12 protein-coding genes, 1 tRNA gene and 1 rRNA gene are annotated in these 18,229 nt (G+C 61.7%); 6 read left to right on the top strand and 8 right to left on the bottom strand.

The window, feature by feature from the left end; genetic code table 11:
• Positions 1-8 precede the first annotated feature (8 nt).
• Positions 9-1,070, bottom strand: a complete 1,062-nt coding sequence (locus tag ACUTSC_RS00070; protein ID WP_004936660.1) for an ABC transporter substrate-binding protein — start codon at positions 1,068-1,070, stop codon at positions 9-11.
• A 193-nt stretch (positions 1,071-1,263) separates the two neighbouring features.
• Between ACUTSC_RS00070 and ACUTSC_RS00065 the strand changes: the two genes are divergently transcribed.
• Positions 1,264-1,974, top strand: coding sequence for a UTRA domain-containing protein (locus ACUTSC_RS00065; RefSeq protein ID WP_197767598.1), 711 nt, complete (start codon positions 1,264-1,266; stop codon positions 1,972-1,974).
• Positions 1,975-2,011: 37 nt separating this feature from the next.
• Here the strand turns inward: ACUTSC_RS00065 and metH are convergent, their stop codons facing one another.
• On the bottom strand, positions 2,012-5,707 hold the full coding sequence (gene metH / locus ACUTSC_RS00060) for a methionine synthase (RefSeq protein ID WP_445653022.1): 3,696 nt from the start codon (positions 5,705-5,707) through the stop codon (positions 2,012-2,014).
• 196 nt (positions 5,708-5,903) lie between these two features.
• On the opposite strand from metH, the gene iclR reads away from it, so the two are divergent.
• The 5 genes from iclR (at position 5,904) to ACUTSC_RS00035 (ending at position 11,468) form a co-directional block, all read left to right on the top strand.
• Positions 5,904-6,734: a glyoxylate bypass operon transcriptional repressor IclR gene (gene iclR / locus ACUTSC_RS00055; RefSeq protein WP_004936648.1), complete on the top strand. Its 831-nt coding sequence runs from the start codon at positions 5,904-5,906 to the stop codon at positions 6,732-6,734.
• 251 nt (positions 6,735-6,985) lie between these two features.
• Complete coding sequence (gene gntK / locus ACUTSC_RS00050; RefSeq protein ID WP_033636235.1) at positions 6,986-7,525, top strand: gluconokinase; 540 nt, start codon at positions 6,986-6,988, stop codon at positions 7,523-7,525.
• Positions 7,522-8,859, top strand: a complete 1,338-nt coding sequence (gntU, locus tag ACUTSC_RS00045) for a gluconate transporter (RefSeq protein WP_033649721.1) — start codon at positions 7,522-7,524, stop codon at positions 8,857-8,859. The genes gntK and gntU overlap by 4 nt, the downstream gene beginning before the upstream one ends.
• Positions 8,860-8,957: 98 nt before the next feature.
• Positions 8,958-10,772: a phosphogluconate dehydratase gene (edd, locus tag ACUTSC_RS00040; RefSeq protein ID WP_197767600.1), complete on the top strand. Its 1,815-nt coding sequence runs from the start codon at positions 8,958-8,960 to the stop codon at positions 10,770-10,772.
• A gap of 54 nt (positions 10,773-10,826) precedes the next feature.
• Positions 10,827-11,468 carry a bifunctional 4-hydroxy-2-oxoglutarate aldolase/2-dehydro-3-deoxy-phosphogluconate aldolase gene (locus ACUTSC_RS00035; RefSeq protein WP_033649689.1) on the top strand — a complete coding sequence of 214 codons (642 nt, stop codon included), beginning with the start codon at positions 10,827-10,829 and terminating at the stop codon, positions 11,466-11,468.
• A 1-nt stretch (position 11,469) separates the two neighbouring features.
• On the opposite strand, the gene aceK is transcribed toward ACUTSC_RS00035, so the two are convergent.
• The 6 genes from aceK to ACUTSC_RS00005 all read right to left on the bottom strand — a co-directional run bounded on the left by aceK (position 11,470) and on the right by ACUTSC_RS00005 (position 18,163).
• Positions 11,470-13,224: a bifunctional isocitrate dehydrogenase kinase/phosphatase gene (gene aceK / locus ACUTSC_RS00030; RefSeq protein WP_445653021.1), complete on the bottom strand. Its 1,755-nt coding sequence runs from the start codon at positions 13,222-13,224 to the stop codon at positions 11,470-11,472.
• A 69-nt stretch (positions 13,225-13,293) separates the two neighbouring features.
• Positions 13,294-14,601 (bottom strand): isocitrate lyase, encoded by a 1,308-nt coding sequence (aceA, locus tag ACUTSC_RS00025; protein WP_197767602.1) that lies wholly within the window; start codon positions 14,599-14,601, stop codon positions 13,294-13,296.
• 41 nt (positions 14,602-14,642) lie between these two features.
• Positions 14,643-16,241, bottom strand: a complete 1,599-nt coding sequence (aceB, locus tag ACUTSC_RS00020; protein ID WP_197767603.1) for a malate synthase A — start codon at positions 16,239-16,241, stop codon at positions 14,643-14,645.
• 374 nt (positions 16,242-16,615) lie between these two features.
• Positions 16,616-17,545, bottom strand: a complete 930-nt coding sequence (gene metA / locus ACUTSC_RS00015; RefSeq protein ID WP_063988506.1) for a homoserine O-acetyltransferase MetA — start codon at positions 17,543-17,545, stop codon at positions 16,616-16,618.
• A gap of 381 nt (positions 17,546-17,926) precedes the next feature.
• Positions 17,927-18,042 (bottom strand): 5S ribosomal RNA (gene rrf, locus ACUTSC_RS00010).
• A 45-nt stretch (positions 18,043-18,087) separates the two neighbouring features.
• A tRNA-Thr gene (locus ACUTSC_RS00005) sits at positions 18,088-18,163 on the bottom strand.
• Between the last annotated feature and the right edge of the window lie 66 nt (positions 18,164-18,229).

The following is an 18,229-nucleotide window of genomic DNA, read 5'->3' as shown; positions in this document are numbered from 1 at the left end:
GCGTTAACTCACTGCTGCATAAACATAATGACGTTTTCCTGCCACAGGCGCGGCAGCGCTTTGGCGCTCTGTTCCCAGGCCGCCGGATCGGCGATCGGGTGCGCGTTCTTGTACTGCTCGGCCGGCAGCAGCTTGGCCTTGACGTCGTCCGGCAGCGTCAGATGTTCGGCGCGGATCGGGCGGGCATAGCCGCGCGCCAGGTTGATCTGGCCGGCGTCGGAGAAGATGTATTCGCGCGCCAGCTTGGCGGCGTTCGGGTGCTTGGCGTATTTGTTGATGATGGTGGTGTAGCCGGAGGTGATCGAGCCGTCCGACGGGATCAGCACTTCAAAGCGGGTTTTGTCGATCTGGTCGCGGTAATTCAGGCCGTTGAAGTCCCACACCACGCCAACCTGCACTTCCCCTTTCTCCAGCGATGCGATCACCGGGTTGCTCAGGCTCAGGCGGCCGGCCTTGGCCAGCTTGCCGAAGAATTCCAGGCCCGGCTTGAGATTTTTCTCGTTGCCGCCCATGGCGTAGGTGGCCGCTAGCACGCCGCTGGCCGCCTGCGATGCGGTGCCGACGTCGCCGATGGTGACCTGATAGCTGCCCTTCAGCAGATCGGCCCAGCTGTGCGGGATATCTTTCACCTGCTGTTTATTGATGATGAAGGCGATGGTGCCGGTGTAAGCCAGCGCCCAGTGGCCGTCTTTGTCTTTCGCCCAGTCCGGCACCTGATCCCAGGTAGAGGGTTTGTACGGCTGCGTTACGCCCTTCTGCACCGCCACCGGGCCGAAGGCCGCGCCGACGTCACCGATGTCCGCCGTGGCGTTGTTCTTTTCCGCATCGAATTTGGCGATCTCCTGTGCGGAGCTCATGTCGGTATCGACATGCTTCAGGCCATATTTGCTCAACAGATCTTGCCAGGTGCCTTTCCAGTTGGCCCAGCTGTCCGGCATGCCGACGCTGTTGACTTCGCCTTCTTTTTTAGCGGCCTGCTCCAGCGCCGCCAGATCGGTATCCGCGGCCCAGCTCATCTGGCTGGATAACACGATGGCACTGGTTAACACAGAAGCGCACAAACGTTTCATAACTGATGCTCCAGGTGGTAGTGTGGGGATGGCTGGACTAGTCCAGCAAGGACCAAACCAATCTAACGGACGAATGTGATAATTATATGTCAGCTTAAAAAAGCGACAGTTTTATCACCCATTGCAACGGCGAAAACGCGACGCTGGTCTACCTTAAGGGAGGCCAAACGCACTGAAACGGGACACCCGCTGTATGAGTGAAGCACCGACGACCGTCGCCACCATCTGCCAAACGCTGAACGCCCGCATCACCGCAGGCGAGTTCGCCGAAGACGGCAAGCTGCCCTCTGAACGCGCCCTGAGCGAAGCGTTCGCCACGACCCGCATTACCTTGCAGGAGGCGCTCGGTCAGTTGGAGGCGCAGGGCGTCATCTACCGCCAGGTGCGGCGCGGCTGGTTCATCTCGCCACCGCGTCTTATCTACAACCCGCTGCAGCGCAGCCATTTTCACGCCATGGCGCAGCAGCAGGGGCGCGCCGCCCATACCGAAGCGATCGACAGCGCGGTAGTCACGCTCGACGCGCCGCTGGCCGATCGCCTGACGCTGCCCCCCGGCGCCGAGGCCTATCGCATTCGCCGGCTGCGCTACATCGATGGGCGCGCGGTGCTGTACTGCGAGCACTACCTCAACCCGGCCTATTTCCCCGGCATTCTGGACGAAGATCTGACCCAGTCGCTGACCGCACTGTACGCCGCGCGCTATGGCATCCACTACGGGCGGGTGCGTTTCGACATGCTGCCCACCCTGCTGCCGCAGCAGGCCGCCGCCATGCTGAAGGTGACCTACGGCAGCCCGGCGCTGTTCATTACGCGGGTGAACCGCGATCAGCACGACCGGGTGATCGATTGCGACCTGGAGTATTGGCGTTACGATGCGCTGCACATCGACGTGGAAGCGCAGTAAATGACAAGGGCGCATCGCTGCGCCCTTAAAGAGGAAATCAGTCGGCGTCGTAGCCGAGGTTAGGCGCCAGCCAGCGTTCGACCTCGCCCACGCTCATCCCTTTACGCACCGCGTAGTCTTCCACCTGATCGCGCTGGATCTGCGCCACCGCGAAGTACTTGCTTTCAGGATGGCTGAAGTACCAGCCGGACACCGCCGCCCCCGGCCACATGGCGAAGGACTCCGTCAGCTCCATGCCGGTGTGGCGGTTGACGTCCAGCAGCTGCCAGATGGTCGCTTTCTCGGTGTGTTCCGGGCAGGCCGGGTAACCCGGCGCCGGCCGGATGCCCTGATAGTTTTCGCGGATCAGCTCCTCGTTGCTCAGGCTCTCGTCGGCGGCATAGCCCCAGTGCAGCTTGCGCACCTGCTCGTGCAGGTATTCGGCGAAGGCCTCCGCCAGGCGATCCGCCAGCGCCTTGACCATGATTTTGTTGTAATCGTCGTGCTGCGCGTCGTACGCCGCCGCCAGCGCGTCCTCCTCCAGCCCGCCGGTCACCGCGAAGGCGCCGAAGTAGTCGGCCTTGCCGCTGCTTTTCGGCGCCACGAAATCCGCCAGGCAGTAGTTCGGGAAGTCGGTTTTTTCCGTCTGCTGGCGCAGATGGCGGCTCACCGCCAGCACCTCGTCACGCCGTTCGTCGCAGTACACCTCCACGTCATCGCCGACGCGGTTGGCCGGGAACAGACCGTAAACGCCGCGCGGGTTGAGGCTGCGCTCGGCGGCCAGCCGATCCAGCATCTGATTGGCGTCGTGGAACAGGCGCTTGGCCTCTTCCCCCACCACCTCGTCTTCCAGGATGCGCGGATATTTGCCCGCCAGCGACCAGGTCATGAAGAACGGTGTCCAGTCGATATAGTGGCGCAGCGTCTCGATGCCAGCCACCACCGGGAACACGCCGAACTGCCGCGGTGCAGGCGGCTGATAATCGGCCCAGTCCAGCGCCATTGCGTTGGCGCGCGCCTTCTGCAAATCGACCGGCGGCGTGCGCGGCTTTTTGCGCGCATGCTGAATGCGCACCGTTTCATACTCTTTGCGGGTGCGCGCCACAAACTCGTCGCGCTGGGTGGCGGACAGCAGCGCCGACACCACACCCACGGTGCGCGAGGCGTTTTGCACGTAGGTGGTCGGGCCGCTGTAGTTCTGCTCGATTTTCACCGCGGTGTGCGCCTTGGAGGTGGTGGCGCCGCCGATCAGCAGCGGCAACGTAAAGCCCTGGCGCTCCATCTCTTTGGCCACGTTGACCATCTCGTCCAGCGACGGCGTGATCAGGCCCGACAGGCCGATGATGTCCACGTTCTCCTCGCGCGCGGTGCGCAGGATTTTCTCCGTCGGCACCATCACGCCCAGATCGACGATTTCATAGTTGTTGCACTGCAGCACCACGCCGACGATGTTCTTGCCAATGTCGTGCACGTCGCCCTTCACCGTCGCCAGCAGGATTTTGCCCGCCGTGGAGCCTTTCTGCTTGCTGGCCTCGATATACGGTTCCAGGTAGGCCACCGCCTGCTTCATCACGCGGGCGGATTTCACCACCTGCGGCAGGAACATCTTGCCTTCGCCGAACAGATCGCCGACCACGTTCATTCCCGCCATCAGCGGCCCCTCGATCACTTCGATCGGGCGTTCGGCCTGCTGCCGCGCTTCTTCGGTGTCCAGCTCGATAAACTCGGTGATGCCCTTCACCAGCGAATATTCCAGCCGTTTTTCTACCGGCCAGCCGCGCCATTCGGCCTGCTGCACCGCCACGTCATTATCTTTGCTGCCACGGTATTTTTCGGCCAGCTCCAGCAGGCGTTCGGTGCCGTCCTCGCGACGGTTGAGGATCACGTCCTCTACCGCGTCGCGCAGCTCGGCGCTTAAATCGTCATAAATCGCCAATTGCCCGGCGTTGACGATGCCCATGTCCATGCCGTTGCGAATGGCGTGATACAGGAACACCGCATGGATCGCTTCACGCACCGGATCGTTGCCGCGGAACGAGAACGACACGTTGGACACGCCGCCGGAGATCATCGCGTGCGGCAGGTGGGTTTTGATGTCGGCGCAGGCTTCGATAAAGTCGACGGCGTAGTTGTTGTGCTCCTCGATGCCGGTAGCGACGGCGAAAATGTTCGGGTCGAAAATGATGTCTTCCGGCGGGAAGCCGACGCGTTCGGTCAGAATGTTATAGGCGCGGCGGCAGATCTCGAACTTGCGCTCGCGGGTGTCCGCCTGGCCCACTTCGTCGAACGCCATCACCACCACCGCAGCGCCGTAGCGGCGCACCAGTTTGGCGTGATGGATAAAGGCCTCTTCACCCTCCTTCATCGAGATCGAGTTGACGATGCCCTTGCCCTGAATACACTTCAGGCCTTTTTCGATTACCGACCACTTGGAGGAGTCGATCATGATCGGCACTCGGGCGATGTCCGGCTCACCGGCGATCAGGTTGAGGAAGCGCACCATCGCCGCTTCGGCGTCAAGCATCCCCTCGTCCATGTTGATGTCGATGATCTGCGCGCCGCTCTCGACCTGCTGGCGCGCCACGTCGAGCGCCTCGTTGTATTTCTCTTCTTTGATCAGGCGCTTGAATCGCGCCGAACCGGTGACGTTGGTGCGCTCGCCGACGTTGACGAACAGGGTGTTGGCGTCGATGGTCAGCGGCTCCAGGCCCGCCAGGCGGCAGGCGACCGGGATCTCCGGCAGCCGGCGCGGCGGCACGCCCTCGACCGCGTTGACCATCGCGGCGATATGTTCCGGCGTGGTGCCGCAGCAACCGCCGATGATATTGAGGAAGCCGGCCTGCGCCCATTCCCCGACCTGGCACGCCATCTCGGCCGCATCCAGATCGTACTCGCCGAAGGCGTTCGGCAAACCGGCATTCGGGTGCGCGGTGACGTAGGTCTCCGAGATGCGCGCCAGCTCGGCGACGTACTGACGCAGTTCGTCCGGGCCCAGGGCGCAGTTCAGGCCAAAGGTCAGCGGCTTGACGTGGCGCAGCGAATTGTAAAACGCTTCGGTGGTCTGGCCGGACAGGGTGCGGCCGGAGGCGTCGGTGATGGTGCCGGAAATCATGATCGGCAGTTCCACCCCCAACGCTTCGAATTCGGTTTCCACCGCAAAAGCGGCGGCCTTGGCATTCAGGGTGTCGAAGATGGTTTCGATCATGATCAGATCGACGCCGCCCTCCACCAGCGCACGCGTCGATTCGCGGTAAGCCGCCACCAGCTCATCGAACGAAATGTTGCGGAACGCCGGATCGTTGACGTTCGGCGAGATGGACGCAGTGCGGTTGGTCGGCCCCAGCACGCCGGCGACGTAGCGCGGTTTTTCCGGCGTGCGCGCCGTCCATTCGTCGGCGCAGGCGCGCGCCAGGCAAGCGGCCTGATAGTTAATCTCGGCGGACAGCGACTCCATGTGGTAGTCGGCCATGGCGATGGAGGTCGAGTTAAAGGTATTGGTCTCAAGGATATCGGCGCCCGCCTCAAGATAGGCGTAATGAATGGCGGTGATCACTTCCGGCTTGGTCAGCACCAGCAGATCGTTATTGCCTTTCAGATCGCTGCGCCAGTCGGCGAAGCGCTCACCGCGGAAATCGCGCTCATCCAGACGGTAGCTCTGGATCATGGTGCCCATGCCGCCGTCCAACACCAAAATGCGCTGCGCTAACTGGCGGCGCAGTTGTTCTACTCGATTCGTCACTGTAACCCCTTCCATTGCCATCCAGCCCATTGCTCAACTGCCGCAAAAACCAACGAGTCATCCTAGCACAGCTTGTAGGGACAAAGGGCCAGGCGACAATTGAGAGTTTTTCAGGTTGTGCGCCAACACCTCCGATGAGCTGACGGCGACTTGCAATTCATCGACAAAAAACGAAAATGAATTCCATCATACGGAAAAAGGAATCTCACCCATGGCCACCCCTGCTCCCGCCAAACGCGGCAAGAAGCCCCGCGCAGCAGCCCCGGCCGCCAGTGCGGCGACCGGCCAGGTACAATCGTTGACCCGTGGCCTGAAGCTGTTGGAATACATTTCGGAAGCCCAGGGCAACGTGGCGCTGACCGATCTGGCCCAGCAGGCCGGCCTGCCGAATTCCACCACTCACCGCCTGCTCACCACCATGCAGCAGCAGGGATTCGTGCGCCAAGTCGGCGATCTCGGCCTGTGGACCATCGGCTCGCACGCCTTTGTGGTCGGCAGCAGCTTCCTGCAAAGCCGCAACCTGCTGGCGATGGTGCATCCGACGCTGCGCCGCCTGATGGAAGAGTCCGGCGAAACCGTCAACCTGGCGGTGCTGGATACCAGCGAGTACCAGGCAATCATCATCGATCAGGTGCAGTGTACGGCGCTGATGCGCATGTCGGCGCCGATCGGCGGCAAACTGCCGATGCACGCCTCCGGCGCCGGCAAAGCGTTCCTCGCCACCCTGCCGGACGATCAGGTGACCAAACTGCTGCACAAGAAAGGCATGCACACCTACACGCCGCACACTCTGACGCCGCACAACCTGAAAGAGGGGCTGGCGCAGATCCGCAAACAGGGCTTCTCCTTTGACGACGAAGAACACGCGCTCGGCCTGCGCTGCGTGGCGGCCTGCATCTTCGACGAGCACCGCGAAGCCTTCGCGGCCATCTCCATCTCCGGCCCGGTGTCGCGCATCACCGATGACCGCGTGATCGAACTGGGGGCGCTGGTGATCCACGCGGCGAAAGAGATCAGCCTGGCCTACGGCGGCGTGCGCTGATCCCCCCTCCGAGGGGCGCCCCTGCGCGCCCTCTCTCCTGATTCCTTGCTCTGTTGTCAGCATGTAACAGGCTATCGGCATCCTGTTTAGCACACGGGAAAAAAGCTTGAAGCCGATCACAGTTAACGATCCTCACGGCGAAAGCCCATTGCAACCGCTCACACTTCCTTCGACAATGTTACCGATAACATGTTACCGGTAACAATCAAGTTGAACGAAGGTAACGTCACCCGGTGTTTTGGAGCCAAGCCATGACCAACAATCAAAATCGCATTTACGTCGTTATGGGCGTTTCCGGCAGCGGCAAGTCCGCCGTCGCCGCCGCCGCGGCCCGCCAACTCTCCGCCGGCTTCCTCGACGGCGACTTCCTGCATCCGCGCAGCAACATCCTGAAGATGGCCGCCGGCGAAGCGTTGAACGACGACGATCGCGCCCCATGGCTGGCCGCGCTCAACGATGCCGCCTTCGCCATGCAGCGCACCAACAACGTGTCGATCATCGTCTGCTCGGCGCTGAAAAAGCAGTATCGCGACCGCCTGCGCGCCGGCAACGGCAACCTGTCGTTTATCTACCTGCACGGCGAGTTCCCGGTGATCGAATCCCGCCTGGCGGCGCGTAACGGCCACTTCTTCAAACCGCAGATGCTGGTCACCCAGTTCGCCGCGCTGGAGCAACCGGGCGCCGACGAAAGCGACGTGATGGCGATCGACATCAACCAGCCGCTGGACGCGGTGATCGCCGATACCGTGCGCCATATCCAGAGCTTCCTGCCGCAGGACGTGTGCGCGTGAGTACCGTAACGCTGGTCGGTACCGCAGTCGGCTCGGTTTTACTGCTGTTATTCTTGGTGATGAAGGCGCGCATGCACGCCTTCGTCGCGCTGATGCTGGTGTCCATCGCCGCCGGCATCTTCTCCGGCATGCCGCTGGACCATATCGCCGACACCATGCAAAAAGGCATGGGCGACACGCTGGGCTTCCTGGCGATCGTCGTGGCGCTGGGGGCGATGTTCGGCAAGATCCTGCATGAGGTCGGCGCGCTCGATCAAATTGCGGCGCAATTGCTGAAACGATTCGGACAAAGCAAGGCGCACTACGCGCTCGGCATCGCCGGCCTGATCTGCGCGCTGCCGCTGTTCTTCGACGTGGCGGTGGTGCTGCTGATCGGCATCGTATTCGCCGTGGCGCGCCGTACCGACGGCAATATCGTCAAGCTGGCGATCCCGCTGTTCGCCGGCGTGGCCGCCGCCGCCTCCTTCCTGCTGCCGGGGCCGGTGCCGATGCTGCTGGCTTCGCAGATGAAGGCCGACTTCGGCTGGATGATCGCCATCGGCCTGGTGGCGGCGGTGATCGGCATGCTGATCGCCGGCCCGCTGTACGGCAGCTTTATCAGCCGCTTCGTCAACTGGCCAATGCCGCCGGAAGAGAACGAGCCGACGCTGACCAAGGGCAATCTGCCGTCGTTCGGCTTCAGCCTGGCGCTGGTGCTGTGCCCGCTGGTGCTGGTCGGCATGAAAACCATCGGCGCGCGGCTGGTCACTCCGGGTTCGCAGCTGCAGCAGTGGCTGGAGTTTATCGGCCACCCGTTCACCGCCATCCTGCTGGCCTGCCTGATCGTGATTTACGGCCTGGCGAAACCGCGCGGCATGAGCAACGAACAGACGCTGGCCATCTGCTCCGCCGCGGTGCAACCGGCCGGGATCATCCTGTTGATGACCGGTGCCGGCGGGGTATTCAAACAGATCCTGGTGGATTCCGGCGTAGGGCCGGCGCTGGGTGACGCCATGATCGGCGCCGGCCTGCCGATCGCCGTGGCCGCGTTCGCGCTCTCCGCCATGGTGCGGGTGATTCAGGGCTCGGCCACCGTCGCCTGCCTGACCACCGTCGGCCTGGTGTTGCCGGTCACCAGCCAGCTCGGGCTGAACGGCGGGCAGTTGGCCGCGCTGGCAATCTGCATCGCCGGCGGCTCCATCGTGCTAAGCCACGTCAACGACGCCGGTTTCTGGCTGTTCGGCAAATTCACCGGCGCCAACGAACTGCAAACGCTGAAAACCTGGACGGTGATGGAAACGATTCTGGGCAGCGTCGGCGGCGCCATCGGCATGATTGCATTCACGATGTTTTAAATCCTAAATCGCCCCCGGCCTTGCACACCAGGGCTGCAAATTACCCCCGGGGGCACCGCCACAGGCGGCGACTATAACAACAGCAATGTGAGGAAGGCATGATTAACCCAACCTTGTCCCGTGTCACACAGCGCATCACCCACCGTTCCCAGGCCAGCCGTGCCGCCTATCTGGCGCGTATCGAAGCGGCCCGTTCCCAAACCGTCCACCGCGCGCAGCTGGCCTGCGGTAACCTGGCCCACGGCTTCGCCGCCTGTCAGCCCGATGACAAGACGGCGCTGAAAAACATGGTGCGCAGCGATATTGCCATCATCACCGCCTACAACGACATGCTGTCGGCCCACCAGCCGTACGAACACTACCCGCAGCGGCTGAAACAGGCGCTGCAGGCGGTGGGCGCCGTCGGCCAGGTGGCCGGCGGCGTGCCGGCGATGTGCGACGGCGTGACGCAGGGGCAGGACGGCATGGAGCTGTCGCTGATGAGCCGTGACGTGATCGCCATGTCGGCCGCCGTCGGCCTGTCGCACAACATGTTCGACGGCGCGCTGTTCCTCGGCATCTGCGACAAGATCGTGCCCGGGCTGGTGATGGCCGCCCTCTCCTTCGGCCACCTGCCCGCGCTGTTCGTGCCGGCCGGCCCGATGAGCAGCGGTTTACCCAACAAGGAAAAGGTGCGCGTGCGCCAGCTGTACGCCGAGGGCAAGGCCGACCGCCTGGCGCTGCTGGAAGCCGAGGCCGCGTCCTATCACGGCATCGGCACCTGCACCTTCTACGGCACCGCCAACACCAACCAGATGGTGATGGAAGTGATGGGCCTGCACCTGCCGGGCGCCTCTTTCGTGCATCCGGACACGCCGCTGCGCGACGCGCTGAACGACGCCGCCGCGCGCCAGGTGACGCGACTGACCGACACCGCCGGCAACTACCTGCCGATCGGCCGCCTGGTGGACGAGAAAGTGGTGGTAAACGGCATCGTCTCGCTGCTGGCCACCGGCGGCTCCACCAACCTGACCATGCATCTGGTGGCGATGGCGCGCGCAGCAGGCATCATCATTACCTGGGACGACTTCTCGGAGCTGTCGGAGGCGGTGCCGCTGCTGTGTCGCATCTATCCGAACGGCCCGGCCGACATCAACCAGTTCCAGGCCGCCGGCGGCGTGCCGCTGGTGGTGCGCGAGCTGCTGCAACACGGGCTGCTGCACGAAGACGTGCACACCGTGGCCGGTTTCGGCCTGCACCGCTACACCCAGGAACCCTGGCTGGATAATGGCCAGCTGGCGTGGCGCGAAGGCGTGGCCGGCTCGCTCGACGCCAGTGTGATCGCCAGCGTCGCTCAGCCGTTTGAGCATCACGGCGGCACCAAAGTGATGGCCGGTAATCTGGGCCGTGCGGTGATGAAAACCTCGGCGGTGCCCGCCGACAACCAGATTATCGAAGCGCCGGCGGTGGTGTTCGACAGCCAGCACGACATCGTGCCGGCGTTCGAAGCCGGCAAGCTGGATCGCGATTGCGTGGTGGTGGTGCGCTTCCAGGGGCCGCAGGCCAACGGCATGCCGGAGCTGCACAAGCTGATGCCGCCGCTGGGCGTGCTGATGGATCGCGGCTTCAAAGTGGCGCTGGTGACCGACGGCCGCCTGTCAGGCGCCTCCGGCAAGGTGCCTTCCGCCATCCACGTCACCCCGGAAGCCTATACCGGCGGCCTGCTGGCGAAAGTGCGCGACGGCGATCCGATCCGCGTCAACGGCCGCAGCGGCGAGCTGCAGGTGCTGGTCGACGCCGACGAACTGGCCCAGCGCACGCCATGCCAACCCGATCTGAGCGCAGAACACATCGGCTGCGGCCGCGAGCTGTTCGGCGCGCTGCGCAGCCAGCTGTCCGGCGCCGAGCAGGGCGCCTGCTGCATCAAATTTTAATCGATAGCCTGGCCGCATCGCCGCCTGGCGGCGGCCACAGAGGAGAACGTCATCATGAACAAGTGGAAAACAAGCGCCGAGCAGATCCTGACGGCGGGGCCGGTGGTGCCGGTCATCGTGATCAACAAGCTGGAGCATGCGGTGCCGCTGGCGAAAGCACTGGTCGCCGGCGGCGTGCGGGTGCTGGAAGTGACGCTGCGCACCGCCTGCGCCATGGACGCCATTCGCGCCATCGCCCAAGAAGTGCCGGAAGCGATCATCGGCGCCGGTACAGTGATCAATCCCCAGCAGCTGCGTGAAGTGACCGAGGCCGGTGCACAGTTCGCCATCAGCCCGGGGCTGACCGACGAGCTGCTCAAGGCGGCCACCGCCGGGTCCATTCCGCTTATTCCGGGCATCAGCACCGTTTCCGAGCTGATGCTGGGCATGGATTACGGCCTGCGCGAGTTTAAATTCTTCCCGGCGGAAGCCAACGGCGGCGTAAAAGCGCTGCAGGCGATCGGCGGCCCGTTCCCGCAGGTGCGCTTCTGCCCGACCGGCGGCATCTCGCCGGACAACTACCGCAGCTACCTGGCGCTGAAAAGCGTACTGTGCATCGGCGGCTCCTGGCTGGTGCCGGCGGACGCGCTGGAAAGCGGCGACTACGCCCGCATCACCGAACTGGCGCGCGCCGCCGTCGCGGGCGCCCAGGCCTGATTTACATCGCGGCGGTGGCGGCCGGCAGCGCCGCCCCGCTGCGCTGGCTGAACCGCTGCTTCTTGCGGTAAGCGAACACGTCTTCCACGTGCCCCTCGCGAATGCGCTGCTGCAACCCGCGCCAATACTCAGCGGTAAACAGATCGCTGTGCAGCTCTTCAAACACCTGCCGAATGCGTCGATCGCCGCACAGGAAGTGGCGGAACTCTTCCGGAAACACGTCGTTGGGCGCGATGCTGTACCACGGCTCACTGGCCAGCTCGTCCTCCGGATAGCGCGGCGGCGGAATGTCGCGGAAGTTAACCTCGGTCATGTAGCAAATTTCGTCGTAGTCGTAGAACACCACCCGCCCGTGGCGCGTCACGCCAAAGTTCTTGAACAGCATGTCGCCGGGGAAGATATTGGCGGCGGCCAGCTGCTTGATGGCATTGCCGTACTCTTCGATCGCATCGCGCATCTGCTGGTCGTTGGCCTGCTCCAGATACAGGTTCAGCGGCGTCATGCGCCGCTCCATATACAGGTGCTTAATCACGATGCGGTCGCCGAGATCCTCCAGCTTGCCCGGCACTTCGCGCCGCAGTTCCGCCAACAGCTCTGGGCTGAGGCGCGCCTTGTCGACGACAAAATTCTCGTACTCCTGGGTATCCGCCATGCGTCCGACGCGATCGTGCTCTTTCACCAACTGATAGCAGGCCATCACCTGCGCCTGCGTCACCTCTTTTTGCGGGGCGAATTCGTCTTTGATCACTTTGAATACCCGGTCGAAAGACGGCAAGGTGAACACCAGCATCACCATGCCCTTCACTCCCGGCGCAATGATGAATTGCTCCTGCGACTGCGCCATAAAGGTCAGGTATTCGCGATAGCATTCGGTTTTGCCGTGCTTCTGGCAGCCGATCGCCATGTACAGCTCGGCGGTGGTCTTGCCCGGCAGGATCTCGCGCAGCCACTCCACCATCGCCGCCGGCAGCGGCGCGTAGACCATGAAATAAGAACGAGCGAAGCCGAAGACGATGCTGGCCTCGGCCTTACCGGTCAGGCAGGCGTCGATAAACAGCGCGCCCGATTCGCTGTGGTGGATAGGCAGCAAGAACGGATAAACACCGTCGGCCAGGCGCAGCTTGCCGACCAGCCAGGCGGCCTTGTTGCGATAGAACAGTTCGTTGGCGATCTGGAAGGTCGCCCCCGCCAGCTGCGGTGCGCTGAAGGCGCGTTGCAGCGCCTGAGTGATGTAGCGAATATCGCGCGTCAAATCCTCCCACGGCAGCCGCAGCGGCAGATCGCTCAGCACGCTGCGCAGCATCGCCGGCAGATCGCCATTGGGCATGAAATCGCGCGCCAGCGGACGCGGGATGTCGCGAAAGCGCCGCTCCGGCTGCGAACTGAAGACGAACAGCTTGTCCGGCGTCAGATCGCGGTGCTTGAACAGCCGGCAGTAGACCGAGTTAAAGAAGCTTTCGGCGATCTCGAAACGCGGATAGTCCGGCAGCAGGTCGATATAGACCGCTTTGACCCGGCTGGGGAAGTCGGCGTCGAAGTATTTCTGCCCGGTGATGCATTTGAGCTGCTCCACCACCAGGCCGACGTGATGGTCGTACAGATGGATGCGCTTTTTCATCGCCTGCTGCACCGCCGGCCAGTCCGCCTGCTCGAAGCGCTGCTGCGCGCCGGCGGTCACTTCCAGAAAGCGGCCGTACTGCGCATCGAAGCCCTGCAGGATCGTCTGTGCGATCAACAACTCCAGTTTTGCCGCCATCCTTACCCCCGCCAGAAAAAGAAGCCTGCGCGTGCAGGCTCCGGGTGAAACGTCTTCAAGCTTGCCGCATCAGAACTGCTGTTCTTCCGTCGAACCGGTCAGCGCGGTGACCGAAGAGGCGCCGCCCTGAATGATGGTGGTGACCTTGTCGAAGTAGCCGGTGCCCACCTCTTGCTGGTGCGACGCGAAGGTGTAGCCGCGATCCACCGCGGCGAACTCCGCCTGCTGCACCTTCTCGACGTAGTGTTTCATGCCCTCGCCCTGCGCATAGGCGTGCGCCAGGTCGAACATGTTGAACCACATGCTGTGGATGCCCGCCAACGTAATGAACTGATACTTGTAGCCCATGTCCGACAGCGCCTGCTGGAAGCGGGCGATGGTCTGGTCGTCGAGGTTCTTCTTCCAGTTGAACGACGGCGAGCAGTTGTAGGCCAGCAGCTTGCCCGGGTATTGGGCGTGGATAGCATCGGCGAAGCGCTGAGCGGCATCCAGATCCGGCGTTGAGGTTTCACACCACACCATATCCGCGTAAGGGGCGTAAGCCAGGCCGCGGCTGATCGCCTGCTCGACGCCGGCATGGGTGCGGAAGAAGCCTTCCGCCGTGCGCTCGCCGGTGACGAAGGCGCTGTCATACGGATCGCAGTCAGAGGTCAGCAGGTCGGCCGCATCGGCGTCAGTGCGGGCGATCACCAGCGTCGGCACGCCGAGCACATCGGCCGCCAGGCGCGCGGCGACCAGTTTCTGGATCGCTTCTTGCGTCGGCACCAGCACTTTGCCGCCCATATGGCCGCATTTCTTCACCGCCGCCAGTTGGTCTTCAAAGTGCACCCCGGCAGCGCCGGCGGTGATCATCGCTTTCATCAGCTCGAAGGCGTTCAGCACGCCGCCGAAGCCGGCTTCCGCATCGGCGACGATCGGCAGGAAATAATCGGTGTAGCCTTTGCTGCCCGGCTCAATCTGGTTAGCCCATTGGATCTGATCGGCGCGGCGGAAGGTGTTGTTGATGCGCTCGACGACCTTCGGCACCGAGTCCACCGGATACAGCGACTGGTCAGGGTACATGGCCGCCGCGCTGTTGGCATCCGCCGCCACCTGCCAACCGGACAGGTAGATAGCTTCGACGCCGGCTTTGGCCTGCTGCAGCGCCTGGCCGCCGGTCAGCGCGCCCAGGCAGTTCACGTAGCCTTTGCGCGCCTTGCCGTTCAACAATGCCCACAGTTTAGCAGCGCCGTTTTGCGCCAGGGTGCATTCCGGGTTGACCGAACCGCGCAGGTTGATCACGTCTTCGGCGCTGTAAGGGCGGGTAATGCCTTCCCAACGGGCCGATTTCCATTCCTGTTCCAGCTGCTGGATCTGTTGAGAGCGAGAGGTAGACATAATTTTTATCCTTTCAGTCGTGTAGGGTTAATTGGGAAAACTCAGGCCAGCAGCTCATAGCCGGGCAGCGTCAGGAAATCGATTAATTCATCTTGCGTGGTGATGCGCTCCATCAGGCGCGCCGCCTCTTCGAACCGGCCGGCGTTAAAGCGCGCTTCCCCCACTTCTTCACGCACCACCAACATCTCTTCTTGCAGCATCTGGCGGAACAGCGCCTTGGTAACCGGACGCCCGTCGCTCAGGCTCTTCTCGTGGTGGATCCACTGCCAGATTGACGTACGGGAGATCTCCGCCGTCGCCGCATCTTCCATCAAACCGTAAATCGGCACGCAGCCGTTGCCGGAGACCCAGGCTTCGATGTACTGCACCGCCACGCGGATATTGGCGCGCATCCCTGCTTCGGTACGCTCGCCGTCGCACGGTGCCAGCAGCTGTGCGGCGCTGATCGGCGCGTCTTGCTCACGCAGCACCTCCAGCTGGTTTTGGCGATCGCCCAATGCTTTGCCAAATACCTCCATCACCGTATCCGCCAGCCCCGGGTGCGCCACCCAGGTACCGTCGTGGCCGTTGCTGGCCTCCAGCTCTTTGTCCGCCCGTACCTTATTCAACACCCAGTCATTTTTCTCGGCGTCTTTGCTCGGAATAAACGCCGCCATGCCGCCCATGGCGAACGCGCCGCGCTTGTGACAGGTTTTGATCAACAGACGCGAATAGGCGCTGAGGAAAGGTTTCTCCATGGTCACCGACTGACGATCCGGCAGCACGCGATCGCCGTGATTCTTCAGCGTTTTGATGTAGCTGAAGATGTAATCCCAGCGGCCGCAGTTCAGGCCGACGATGTGGTCGCGCAGGTGGTAGAGGATTTCGTCCATCTGGAACACCGCCGGCAGGGTTTCGATCAGCACGGTCGCTTTGATGGTGCCGCGCGGCAGATCGAAACGATCCTCGGTAAAGCTGAAGACATCGCTCCACCAGGCCGCCTCTTCCCAGGACTGGGTTTTCGGCAGGTAAAAATATGGGCCGCTGCCCTTGGCCAGCAGCTGACGATAGTTGTGATAGAAGTACAGCGCGAAATCGAACAGGCCGCCGGGAATGGCTTCATCACGCCACAGCACGTGTTTTTCCGGCAAATGCAGGCCGCGCACGCGGGCGATTAACACCGCCGGGTTCGGTTTCAGCTGGTAGATCTTGCCGGCTTCATTGGTGAAGGAAATGGTGCCGTTAACCGCATCGTGCAGGTTGATTTGGCCGTCGATGACTTTGTCCCAGCTTGGCGCCAGCGAGTCTTCGAAGTCCGCCATGAAGACTTTTACGTTGGCGTTCAGCGCATTGATCACCATCTTGCGCTCGACCGGCCCGGTGATCTCCACGCGACGATCGCGCAGGTCTTGCGGAATACCACGGATTTGCCAGTCGCCTTCACGAATGGAATCGGTTTCCGAAATAAATCCCGGCAGTTCACCGCGATCGATATTTTGCTGCCAGCGGACACGCGCCGCCAGCAGCTCGTTGCGCCGCGGCGTGAATTTCCCCACCAGTTCCGCCAGAAATTCAACCGCTCCATCCGTTAACACCTGGCGCTCCGCTGCGGCGAAACCCTGCGTAAACCTTAATTCCGTGCCTGCTATCTGTTGCGTCATGACCTTGCTCCTTCCCATCGTTGCGCCCGAGCGACCGGCGCATTTTCATCAGAAATCACTGTGGATCAGGGCGGATGAAACGATCCTCAACTGGTCAGATCTCATCCCGATAGAGTTAAGAATACTCAACAAAAAATAAAAATCAAAAACCATTTCCATTTTATTATTAAATATTTTATTAACACTTTATTATCAATTGGTTAGGATAAATAACACAATCATCAGGTAAGGAAACCGCTTCCAGTAACTTAATAAAGACGCACTAACGCCTTGTTGGACAATAGATTTTTTGGAGAAGTGACGGATAAAAAGAAGGGCGTGCAGAGGATCAACAGTGCGGCGGCCTCGATTCAGCCGCCGGCAAGCAGAAAAGATCAGTCGAGCGTCGGATTCATATGGCGCAGATCGTACGGCGTGATCTGGTAGACGTAATAGTTGAGCCAGTTGGAAAACAGCAGATGCCCGTGGCTGCGCCAGGTGGCTTTCGGTGTCAGTGCGGGGTTGTCGTCGGGGAAGTAGTTGAGTGGAACGGCAGGATCGAGACCGGCTTCGTTGTCGCGACAATACTCTCCCGCCAGGGTCAGCGTATCGTATTCCGGATGGCCGGTGACAAACGCCAGGCGCTTGTCCCTGCTGGCGAACAGGTAAGCGCCGGCCTGTTCGGATTCGGCCAGAATATCCAGGTCGGTGTATTGGCGAATCACCTCGGTCGGGAAATCGGCATAGCGTGAATGCGGCGCCAGGAAGCTTTCGTCGAAGCCGCGCGTCAGCAACGCATGCTGCTGCAGCGTTTGGTGCGGATAAACGCCGGAGAGCTTCACCTCGCGCGTCATCTTGGGAATGCCGTACAGGATGTTCAGCGCCGCCTGTACCGCCCAGCACACGAACAGCGTGGAGGTCACGTGGTTCTTGGCCCAGTCGATCACCCGTTCGATCTGCGGCCAGTAGGCAACATCGCAGAAATCGACCAACCCCAGCGGCGCGCCGGTAACGATCAAACCATCGAAGTTCTCGTTCTGGATGTCTTCAAAATCGCAGTAGAAGTTGTTCAGATGCTCGGCTGGCGTGTTCTTCGATTCGCGGCTATCGATACGCAGCAGCTGGATATCGATCTGCAGCGGCGAATTGGACAACAGGCGCAGAAACTGGTTTTCCGTTTCGATCTTCTTCGGCATCAGGTTGAGGATCAGCACTTTCAGTGGCCTGATTTCCTGTGTTTTTGCCCGCGAGGATGTCATCACGAAGACATTCTCACCGCGCAAGAAATTGACCGCAGGTAACTCATCAGGAACACGAATCGGCATTGCTTAACCCTCACACATCCATTTATACGTTTAGACTTCTAGATGCCCGAAGATAGCGTTTTTTTCCGTCGATGTCGAGCATTCGGCGGAAAGGTGAAAATGTTTCATTGCGCGCTCTGCGCCAAGATATGAGGAGGGGGAGTAAAGGGGCTGAAAAGCAAAAAGGCCATCCTTTCGGATGGCCTCTTGGCTTATTTGATGCTTGGCAGTGTCCTACAGTATTCGTCTCATCCTGAGACTCTCCCCTGCGGGGCCGCCGCAAGCGGCGTTAAGGCCCGTTCCCGACGGGCCTTTCGCATGCCCATGCTCGAGCAGAACACCAAATAACAGACAAAACAAAAAGCCCCATGCTTTCGCATGAGGCTTTTTGCTTTATTTGATGCTTGGCAGTGTCCTACTCTCGCATGGGGAGACCCCACACTACCATCGGCGCTACGGCGTTTCACTTCTGAGTTCGGCATGGGGTCAGGTGGGACCACCGCGCTATTGCCGCCAAGCAAATTCTTTTTTCTGCCGAACTTCTAAACCCACTTTAAATAAAGTGGTGCTGATACCCAGAGTCGAACTGGGGACCTCACCCTTACCAAGGGTGCGCTCTACCAACTGAGCCATATCAGCACGCTTAATTTGATGCCTGGCAGTGTCCTACTCTCGCATGGGGAGACCCCACACTACCATCGGCGC

The organism is Serratia sp. TSA_105.2, assembly GCF_052692115.1.
The sequence above is the reverse complement of the archived record's forward strand: the minus strand, read 5'-3'. Positions and strand labels throughout refer to the sequence as shown.

Excerpts from the sequence above, each read along its gene's own strand:
- ACUTSC_RS00070 (WP_004936660.1), bottom strand. The coding sequence starts at position 1,070 with ATGAAACGTTTGTGCGCTTCTGTGTTAACCAGTGCCATCGTGTTATCC.
- edd (WP_197767600.1), top strand. The coding sequence starts at position 8,958 with ATGATTAACCCAACCTTGTCCCGTGTCACACAGCGCATCACCCACCGT.
- metA (WP_063988506.1), bottom strand. The coding sequence starts at position 17,545 with ATGCCGATTCGTGTTCCTGATGAGTTACCTGCGGTCAATTTCTTGCGC.
- iclR (WP_004936648.1), top strand. The coding sequence starts at position 5,904 with ATGGCCACCCCTGCTCCCGCCAAACGCGGCAAGAAGCCCCGCGCAGCA.
- ACUTSC_RS00065 (WP_197767598.1), top strand. The coding sequence starts at position 1,264 with ATGAGTGAAGCACCGACGACCGTCGCCACCATCTGCCAAACGCTGAAC.
- aceA (WP_197767602.1), bottom strand. The coding sequence starts at position 14,601 with ATGTCTACCTCTCGCTCTCAACAGATCCAGCAGCTGGAACAGGAATGG.
- ACUTSC_RS00035 (WP_033649689.1), top strand. The coding sequence starts at position 10,827 with ATGAACAAGTGGAAAACAAGCGCCGAGCAGATCCTGACGGCGGGGCCG.
- aceB (WP_197767603.1), bottom strand. The coding sequence starts at position 16,241 with ATGACGCAACAGATAGCAGGCACGGAATTAAGGTTTACGCAGGGTTTC.
- aceK (WP_445653021.1), bottom strand. The coding sequence starts at position 13,224 with ATGGCGGCAAAACTGGAGTTGTTGATCGCACAGACGATCCTGCAGGGC.
- metH (WP_445653022.1), bottom strand. The coding sequence starts at position 5,707 with ATGGAAGGGGTTACAGTGACGAATCGAGTAGAACAACTGCGCCGCCAG.
- gntK (WP_033636235.1), top strand. The coding sequence starts at position 6,986 with ATGACCAACAATCAAAATCGCATTTACGTCGTTATGGGCGTTTCCGGC.